We start from the raw sequence: 9,617 nt of genomic DNA on the forward strand, positions 1-9,617 counted from the left end.
CACTTTTAATACCTTTTCTCAATAATTTTACATTTTAAACAATCTAAATAATGCAAAATCAATCATTAAATGATATAGATTATATTGCGTCTTTAAAAACGTTAAAAAAAGAAAAACTCCCTTTTTTAGCAAAAGAACTTCGCACATTTATTATTGAAGCAGTGGCCGCAAAAGCAGGTCATCTAGGTTCAAGTTTGGGTGTTGTAGAATTAACAATCGCATTACATTATGTTTTTAATACTCCCAAAGACGAATTAATTTGGGATGTTGGCCATCAAGCTTATGGACATAAAATATTAACTGGAAGGAAAAAACAATTTCATACTAATAGGCAGAAAAATGGTATTAGTGGTTTTCCAAAACGTAACGAAAGTAAATTTGACAGTTTTGGTGTTGGACATTCTTCTACTTCCATTTCTGCAGCTTTAGGAATGGCTATAGCTTCCAAATTAAAAGGCGATTTTAAAAAGCAGCATATTGCAGTAATTGGTGATGCTTCTATTGCTAGCGGAATGGCTTTTGAAGGCTTAAATCACGCAGGAGTTACAAATTGTAACTTGCTCGTTATTTTAAATGATAATGCCATTGGTATTGATCCTAGTGTTGGTGCTTTAAAACAATATTTAACAAACGTTAAAAAGGGAACCCAAAAACAAGATAATATTTTTGAAGCTTTAAACTTCGATTATTCTGGTCCTATCGACGGACACGATTTACCGCTTTTAATTTCGGAATTAAAACGATTAAAAACAGTTAAAGGCCCAAAATTTCTACATGTAATTACAACAAAAGGCAAAGGTTTACGCCAAGCAGAAGAGAACCAAGTTACTTATCATGCTCCTGGAAAATTTAATGCTAAAACTGGAGATTTGTATGACAAAACTGAAACTGTTCTGCCTCCAAAATTTCAAGATGTTTTTGGACATACTATTGTAGAATTAGCAAAACAGAATAAAAATATTATTGGCATTACACCTGCTATGCCTACTGGAAGCTCTTTAAAGTATATGATGGAAGAAATTCCTGAGCGCGCTTTCGATGTAGGTATTGCAGAGCAACATGCCGTAACACTTGCAGCTGGAATGGCAACTCAAGGTATATTTCCATTTTGTAACATTTATTCTACTTTTTTACAACGTGCTTACGATCAAGTTATACATGATGTTGCTATCCAAAATTTACCTGTAATTTTTTGTTTAGATCGTGCTGGTTTAGTTGGCGAAGATGGTGCCACACATCATGGTGTTTTTGATATTAGTTATCTACGCTGTATTCCAAACTTAATTATTTTTGCGCCTAGAAATGAAATTGAATTACGAAACATTATGTACACTGCTCAACTAGGTTTAAAGCACCCAATTGCTATTCGTTATCCTCGTGGGCGTGGTACTATAATCGATTGGAAACAACCATTTTTTAAGATTGAAATTGGTAAAGCCGAAATAATAAAACAAGGTGAAAATTTAGTAGTTTTAACTATAGGAACCTCAGCGAATACAATAGAAAAAGCGATTGGATTATCTAAAAAATTAAAGACTATTTCGCATTACGATATGCGTTTTATTAAACCTCTTGATGAAAACTTACTTCATACTATTTTTAAAACACACAATACCATTATAACAGTTGAAGACAATGCAATAAAAGGTGGTTTTGGTAGTGCTATTTTAGAGTTTGCTGCGGAGCATAACTATAAAAATAATATTTATATTAAAGGCATTCCAGATACTTTTATAGAACATGGCACTGTTACCGAATTACATGAATCTGTTGGTTTGGATGTAAAAAGTATCTTAGCTTTTATTTTAGAAAAGCTAGATTAAATACTAAAGCCTTTTATTTTTTTATATTGAATAATCGCTTGACTATCACTCAATAGAGAGATGTAGTGGCAAACATTTAAAAGCCTTTCGTATAAACTTTCTTGATTCGTATTAATTGTTTTTGGAAGGCTTTTTAAAATTAATTTGTCATAATTAGAAGCCGTATTATCGTAACAATTATTAACAGCATTAGTGTAGGTTTCTAATAAAGTGTTTAAAACACCATATCCAGCAATTTCTTTATCTAAAACTTCTGTAGATTGGTAAATTTTCTCAACACTTAATTTAATAATGTCATTAATTTGAGCTTCATATTTACTTTTATCTAACAATGCTTCACTAAAAGTTCCTGCTAAAATGGCTTCTTCATTTTTCATAAACATGTCTATAGCTTCATCTATTAAAGCTCCAATAGCTAAAGCTCTTAAATAACTTACACGATCTTCTGTATTAGAAAGTGCGTGATATTTTTTAGTTTTAATTTTATCTCTAACTAAATTTATTAGATACTCTAAGGCAAAGGCTTCTGGTATTAGACCTAGATTAATACCATCTTCAAAATCTATAATTGTATAGCAAATATCGTCTGCAGCTTCTACTAAAAAGGCTAGAGGATGTCTTGCATAGCTAATATCTTTCTCACTTCTTTTCTCTAATCCTAATTCTTGAACTACATCTTTAAAAGCATCTTTTTCACTCTGAAAAAACCCATACTTTTTATCTGCAATATGCTTAGTTGGTTTTTTAGGTAAAGACTCTTTTGGGTATTTTATAAAAGCTCCCAATGTGGCATAACTTAAACGCAAACCTCCTTCTCTACCATCTCTACTTTCTGTTACAATTTTAAATCCATTAGCATTTCCTTCAAAATCACATAAATCTTGAAATTCTTTTTTACCTAATTTCAACTTATGTTTTTTTCCTTTACCAGACTTAAAAAACTCACCTATAGCTTTCTCTCCAGAGTGTCCAAAAGGTGGATTTCCTATATCGTGAGCCAATGCTGCTGCTGCAACTATTGCTCCAAAATCATGAGTTTGGTAACCATGAATACTTTGTAAATGCGGATGTTTTTCTAATAATTTTTGGCCAACACGTCTTCCTAGAGACCTACCTACAACACTAACTTCTAAACTGTGCGTTAAACGTGTGTGTACAAAATCTGTTTTAGATAATGGTATTACCTGTGTTTTGTCTTGAAGGCTTCTAAATTCTGAAGAAAAAATAATACGATCGTAATCAACTTCGAAACCTAAACGTGTTTCGTCTTGTTCTTTTCTTAATCTTTTATTTGTATCACCAAAACGTTTTAGAGAAAGTAGTTGTTCCCAATTCATAGTATAGTATTAAGTGACTGCAAGATAACAAACTCATGTTAATTTAATGTTTCCAAATTAAAATTAAGAATCGTTTAGGTAACATTTATCTAACCTTTTAATGAAATAGGTTTAACACCTAGTTAACCTAAACTTTACAAGTCCATAGTTTCTTTGTGCAAAGAAATTAAAACAAAAAATGAAACAATTTTCACTAACTATTTTATTATTCACTTCGTTATTTTCAATGGCTCAAAACACTGGTTCTTTATCAGGTAAAGTTTTAGACAAAGATTTTAACAATATGTCTATGCCTCAGGCAAATATTTCTATAGAAAGCACTTCTAAAGGCACCACTTCAGATTTTGACGGATTATTCTCTATTTCTAATCTAGAATCTGGAAATTACACAGTAACTATAAGTTTTATAGGTTACAAATCGCAAAGTATTCCAGTTACTATAATTGCAGGAGAAGATAAAGTAATAGAAGTTTCTTTAGCCTCAAGCACTGCTTCCTTAGATGAAGTAGTAATACAAACTACAACAAAACGTGAAAGCGAAACTGCTCTATTGCTAGACCAAAAGAAAGCCGCAGAGATTAAGCAAAGTATTGGTGCAGACGAACTATCCAGAAAAGGCGTTAGTGATGCTGCTGGAGCAGTTGCTAAAATCTCTGGAGTATCTAAACAAGAAGGTTCTAGTAATGTATATGTTCGCGGATTAGGAGATCGTTATTTAAATACTACTCTAAATGGACTAGCATTACCATCTAACGACGTTAATAAAAAGAATATTAATTTAAATCTTTTTGCTTCAGATTTAATAGAAAACGTTTCAATAAGTAAAGCATATTCGTCTAAGTTTTATGGTGATTTTGCTGCTGGAAATGTAGATATTACTTCTAAAAACTACAAAGGAAAAGGTTTCTTTGATATTACTACTGGATCAGGAATAAACACCAGAGCTGTAGGACAAAACTTTGTAAGGAATGAAGGTTCTGGATATTTTGGGTATTATGGTAGATATGCCCACAATCCATTTGCTGTTATTCTATCACACGGTGTAGATCCTGTAAATGTTAATTCTCCAATAAACGTAAGTTATGGAGCTTCTGGAGGTAAATCTTTTAATTTTGAAAACGGTTCACGCCTAAGTCTATTTGCTACTACATCTTTTGATAATGATTATGAATATAGAAAAGGAAAAGTAGTAGATTTCTCTACTGTTTTTAACAAAATATTTCCAGAGTCTGAAGAATTTGAATATTCAACAACTACAACTGCGCTATTGAATGTTAATTATAGAATTGATAACAACAATACCTTAAAGTTTAACGCGATGTTTATTAATAGTTCTTCAGATGAAGTTGGATACTATGGTATTGGCGGAAACGGCTTTAATAGAGATGCACAGTCATTAGTAAACGATGAAATAGGTTTCTACCAGCAAAACATTCAGTTTAATCAAGATTTAATTTACGTTAATCAAATACTTGGTAATCATGAATTTGATAATCTAGAATTAGATTGGGCCATTGGTTACAATAGAGTAAATGCTCATGAGCCAGACAGAAAGCGTTTCAGTTTAGAAAACTATCAATTTTCTTTAGATAACGACGCATCAACAAATGCTATCTTTTTTAATAATGTAGATTTTGATAACCAACGTTATTTTCAAGACATTGAAGATGAAGAATTAAACAGTCGTTTAAATTTAGCCTACACTTTAAATGAAAACACGAAATTAAATTTTGGTTTAAACGGAAGATCAAAAACGCGTGATTTCGAAAACATTCGCTACGGTTACGATATTGTAGATAGCAATACCACTATTTCAAATCCAAATAACTTAAACAGCATATTTAATTTAGGTAATCTTAACTTAAATAATAATGGCCTTTACGACATTAAAGTTATTAATGCAGCTGTTCCAGAATATGGTAATACTAATGCTCCAGGAGCTCCAGAAAATACTTATTCTGGGAAATTAAATATTTTTGCTGGTTATGCAAATGCAGAATTAAAATTTGGAGATAAATGGTTATTTGTACCTGGTGCAAGAATAGAATCTTTTGAGCAAAGCATTGTTTACGATGTTATTAATTTACCTGCAAACGAGCCTGGTTTTAGAGAAACAGAAAACACATTCTTTTTACCAAGTTTAAGTATTAAATACGCTTTAAATGATGACCAAAATTTACGCTTTTCTGCAAGTAAAACGATTTCTACTCCAGAGTTTAAAGAAATGGCTCCTTTTGTTTACGAAGGTGTTGCACAACGTATTGGTGGTAATCCAGACTTATTAAATAATCCATCATTCTCTACTGTTTATAATGTAGATTTTAAATATGAATGGTTTATGTCAAGAGCAGAATTATTCGCTGTTTCTGTTTTTGCGAAACAAATTAATGATCCAATAAACTTAGTTATTGCTAATGATGCTACAGGTACGCAACGTTATTTTAGAACAGGAGATAAAGCCTCTATTATTGGTATAGAATTAGAAGCAAGAAAAACGATTTTACAAAATGCAGATGAAGACGCAATATTATCAGCCGGATTAAATGTTGCCTATATGCATACAGAGCAAGATTTAAAAAGTTCTACAGGTTTATATTCTTCAACTTTAGATAGAAAAGATGAGTTGCAAGGTGCTTCACCTTTATTAATAAATGCAGATATAAGCTATACACCAACTATTAGCGAAAACTTTAAACCTACTGCAAACTTAGTATTTTCTTATTTTTCAGATAGAATATCAGCTTTAGGTTCTGGACAATTAGGAAATATTATTGAAAAAGGAATTCCTACTTTAGATTTTGTTTGGAGAAACAAAATAAAATCAAACTTCGAAGTTAATTTAAGTGCTAAAAATCTATTGGACCCAAGTATTAAACGTGTAAGAGAAAAAACTTCTTTTGGAGATATTACACTTTCAGAATACAAGAGAGGTATGGATTTAAGCCTTCAATTAAAATATAAATTTTAAAAAAAAAATCAAAAAACAGTAAACTAAAAATTTAAACTATGAAACGTAATTTATTATTTGGCTTAACCATAGCCTCAATGCTATTTACAGCATGTTCTACAGACGATACAGCAGATGTTATATTAAATATAAATAATGCTGGAAACACAGGTTCAACAGGAACTACAATTTCTGGAACCTTTACTAGTAACTTAACTCTAGAAGCTGGAACAGATTACACACTAAACGGCTCATTAATTATGGCCTCTGGAACAACACTAACAATTCCAGCTGGAACAACAATTAAAGCTTTGGCACAAGGTAGCGATGTCTACATTGCCATTTCTCAAGGTGCAAAAATAAATGCTTTAGGTACTGCTGCTAATCCAATAGTACTAACGTCTAACGCATCTAATCCAGAAGCTGGAGATTGGGGAGGATTAATTGTTTTAGGTAGAGCTCCTATTAATTCTGTTTCTGGATCTTCTACATCAACTTCGGAAATTGCAAGTTTACCTTATGGTGGAACTGATGCTGGAGACGACTCTGGATCTATTAGTTATATGAGAATTGAATATTCTGGTGGTTCTGCAGATGGACAGTCTGAAAATAACGGGTTCTCATTTTACGCTGTAGGAAACGGAACATTAGTAGAATACATTCAAGCCTTTGAAGGTAAAGATGATGGTATTGAATTTTTTGGAGGTACAGTAAATGTAGATTTCGTTTCTGTAGTAAACGCTCAAGATGATTCCATAGATTGGACAGAAGGTTACACTGGAATTATTACAAATGCTTACGTTAAGCATGGTACAGATCACGATAAAGGTATTGAAGCAGATGGATTTAATACAGATATAGGAAATAACTCAAGTCCTGTTTTTTGGTCTAAGCCTACTGTAAATAATTTAACAATAATAGGAAATGGATCTTCCACTGGAAACGAAGCTATTAGATTAAGAGCTGGAACGCAAGGCATCTTTAATAATATTTCTATTCAAGGATTTGCTGAAGGTTTTGACCTTGATGGAGACCAAGGAGACTCACCAACTGGAGCTGGTGTTTTAAGTAACAATTTACAAGTTACAGATGTTTTATTTACCGATGTTACTTTAAAATTGAAAAACGATACAGGCGAAACATTTACTGAATCAGATTTTATCTCTGGTGATGGAAATGGAACTGGAACTAACTACTCTTCTTGGAGCACAGGTTGGACTGTAGAATAAATATAAAATAGTCTAAAACAAAAAAGCATCTTCATAATGAAGATGCTTTTTTAATTCTTTAATTTCAATACTCTAATTGCTATTGGCAACTGGAAATTTTATTTCCCATTCGCTAACATTAGCAATAACGTTATTGTTATAATCTACTTCTTTAAGAGTGGTTTTATTCCAAAAGAACCACTTGCCGACTTTTTTACCATTATCATAATTTGCTGAAATTTGTTTCTTGCCTTGTGTGTTATAACTAAGCCACTCTCCTTGTAATTTACCATCTGTAGTGTAAGCACCAGTTTGGCTTACAACTCCATTGTCATGATAATAAACAACTCCAATTAAATTAGTGTCTTTGTTAAGTTTTAAATCTCGCTTTTCTTGGGCGAAAGTTGCCACAGCAATTAAAAAGGCAATTGAGAATAAAATTGATTTTTTCATAATTATGGGTTTTAACATTACAACCATAAAGATAAGAGTTACATAACATTTAAGCAACTATTACGTAACATTAAATTAACATTGAATATATAAATAGTTGTTTACTAACTTATTAACAATGAAACTTTAACATAAAAAGCTTAATAATTACTTAATATTAGGGTTACATTAAGTTTAAATTCATTAACCATCTTTGTAAGGTCTTAAGACAAAACAATTAGTATTTCATATAATCTATTAGTTTTTGTCGACTACATTATTGTGATTTCTAATGAGACTGCTTTAGGCCAAAGCAGTCTTTTTTTAATTAAAAAATCACTCAAAATTAATCATTTAGAAACATTAAGTTAACATTAAAATCGGTTATTTGTATCGACAAAAAACTAATACTTATAATGAAACTTAAAATTACCCTTACTGCATTATTGCTATGCGCTTACATTTCAACAAACGCTCAAGAAATTAGTGACACTTCTTTCGGAAAAGGCTTAATTAACTTTACAGCTAAAGACAGCTCTTTTAGTGTAAAATTCGCACCTCGTTTTCAAGTGCGCTCTATGTCTTCTTGGGATCATGATGGAAACCAATACGACAGCCCAGAACACAATTTTATTGTACGTCGTGCACGTTTAAAATTTGATGGTTTTGCATACAGTCCTAAATTAAAATATAAGCTAGAATTAGGACTCTCTAATAGAGATGTTTCTGGAGCTAATGATTTTAATAGAAACACACCACGTATAATTCTAGATGCAGTTATTATGTGGCAGTTTGCTAATAATTGGGAACTTTGGGCAGGACAAACAAAACTTCCTGGTAACGTAGAGCGTGTAGTATCTTCTGCTAATCTTCAATTAATAGACCGTTCGTTATTAAATAGTCGTTTTAATATAGATCGTGATTTGGGTTTACAATTACGTCATAAATCTAACTTAGGTGGTAATTTTTTAATGCGTGAAAAAATAGCAATTACTCAAGGTGAAGGACGTAACGTTTCCGAAGGAAATGAAGGTGGTTTACAATATACTGCACGTGTGGAATTTTTACCTTTTGGTGCTTTTAAATCTAAAGGCGATTATGTACAGGCAGCAATAAAAAAAGAAGAAACACCTAAGTTAATGGTTGGCCTTACTTATAATTTTAACGAAGATGCAGTTAGAGAAAGAGGTTTTGCTGGTGACTATCTATTTCGTAGCGATGGATCACTTTATGAAACTAACCAAACTACTGTATTTGCAGATGTCATGTTTAAATACAAAAATTTCTCTTTTATGGGAGAATATGCAAAACGTAGCGCTGAAAATGAAATTGCAGTAGATTTAGATGGTATTACTCCAACAGGTGATATTGTTTTAACTGGTAACGCTTTAAACTTACAGGCTGGTTATATGCTTAAAAGCAACTATGAAATAGCTGGACGATTTACAACGGTAGATTATGAAACTATTACTGGAAGACTTCCTGAAGAACAGTACACGTTAGGTGCTTCAAGATATATAGTTGGACACAAGCTAAAAGTACAAAGCGACATAAGCTACACAACTGTTGATGGAAACGAAGACAATATTACCTTTAGAATTGGTTTTGATATTCATTTCTAATAACTAAATAATAACATTTAGATAACATAACACTCAATATCACTATTGATATTTGTAAACTTAAATTAATTAAAGACTATGGATAATATTTACTTATTTATGTTAATTGCCATTACAATTCTAGCAGTAGCAGATATTGTAGTTGGTGTTAGTAATGACGCGATTAATTTCTTAAACTCTGCCATTGGATCCAAAGCCATTTCTATGCGAACTATTATGATAGTTGCTAGTTTAGGTATTTTTATTGG

At 31.7% G+C, this 9,617-nt stretch carries 6 protein-coding genes; 4 read left to right on the plus strand and 2 right to left on the minus strand.

The window, feature by feature from the left end:
- Window positions 1–50: 50 nt before the first annotated feature.
- Window positions 51–1,823 (plus strand): 1-deoxy-D-xylulose-5-phosphate synthase, encoded by a 1,773-nt coding sequence (dxs, locus tag Q0C58_RS06370; protein WP_290698946.1) that lies wholly within the window; start codon window positions 51–53, stop codon window positions 1,821–1,823.
- On the opposite strand, the gene Q0C58_RS06375 is transcribed toward dxs, so the two are convergent.
- Window positions 1,820–3,160 (minus strand): deoxyguanosinetriphosphate triphosphohydrolase, encoded by a 1,341-nt coding sequence (locus tag Q0C58_RS06375; protein ID WP_290698948.1) that lies wholly within the window; start codon window positions 3,158–3,160, stop codon window positions 1,820–1,822. The two genes, dxs and Q0C58_RS06375, sit on opposite strands and share 4 nt — an antisense overlap.
- Window positions 3,161–3,338: 178 nt before the next feature.
- Between Q0C58_RS06375 and Q0C58_RS06380 the strand changes: the two genes are divergently transcribed.
- Both Q0C58_RS06380 and Q0C58_RS06385 read left to right on the plus strand, forming a co-directional pair.
- Window positions 3,339–6,128 carry a TonB-dependent receptor gene (locus Q0C58_RS06380; RefSeq protein ID WP_290698950.1) on the plus strand — a complete coding sequence of 930 codons (2,790 nt, stop codon included), beginning with the start codon at window positions 3,339–3,341 and terminating at the stop codon, window positions 6,126–6,128.
- 38 nt (window positions 6,129–6,166) lie between these two features.
- On the plus strand, window positions 6,167–7,336 hold the full coding sequence (locus tag Q0C58_RS06385) for a multidrug transporter (protein WP_290698952.1): 1,170 nt from the start codon (window positions 6,167–6,169) through the stop codon (window positions 7,334–7,336).
- Between the two features lie 72 nt (window positions 7,337–7,408).
- Here Q0C58_RS06385 and Q0C58_RS06390 read toward each other — a convergent pair whose 3' ends face one another.
- Window positions 7,409–7,768, minus strand: a complete 360-nt coding sequence (locus tag Q0C58_RS06390; RefSeq protein WP_290698954.1) for a nicotinic acid mononucleotide adenyltransferase — start codon at window positions 7,766–7,768, stop codon at window positions 7,409–7,411.
- Window positions 7,769–8,163: 395 nt separating this feature from the next.
- Between Q0C58_RS06390 and Q0C58_RS06395 the strand changes: the two genes are divergently transcribed.
- On the plus strand, window positions 8,164–9,369 hold the full coding sequence (locus Q0C58_RS06395; protein WP_290698956.1) for a porin: 1,206 nt from the start codon (window positions 8,164–8,166) through the stop codon (window positions 9,367–9,369).
- Window positions 9,370–9,617: the final 248 nt, after the last annotated feature.

Source organism: Lacinutrix sp. (assembly GCF_023299985.1).
Taxonomy (GTDB): domain Bacteria; phylum Bacteroidota; class Bacteroidia; order Flavobacteriales; family Flavobacteriaceae; genus Lacinutrix.

Excerpts from the sequence above, each read along its gene's own strand:
- dxs (WP_290698946.1), top strand. The coding sequence starts at position 51 with ATGCAAAATCAATCATTAAATGATATAGATTATATTGCGTCTTTAAAA.
- Q0C58_RS06375 (WP_290698948.1), bottom strand. The coding sequence starts at position 3,160 with ATGAATTGGGAACAACTACTTTCTCTAAAACGTTTTGGTGATACAAAT.
- Q0C58_RS06380 (WP_290698950.1), top strand. The coding sequence starts at position 3,339 with ATGAAACAATTTTCACTAACTATTTTATTATTCACTTCGTTATTTTCA.
- Q0C58_RS06385 (WP_290698952.1), top strand. The coding sequence starts at position 6,167 with ATGAAACGTAATTTATTATTTGGCTTAACCATAGCCTCAATGCTATTT.
- Q0C58_RS06390 (WP_290698954.1), bottom strand. The coding sequence starts at position 7,768 with ATGAAAAAATCAATTTTATTCTCAATTGCCTTTTTAATTGCTGTGGCA.
- Q0C58_RS06395 (WP_290698956.1), top strand. The coding sequence starts at position 8,164 with ATGAAACTTAAAATTACCCTTACTGCATTATTGCTATGCGCTTACATT.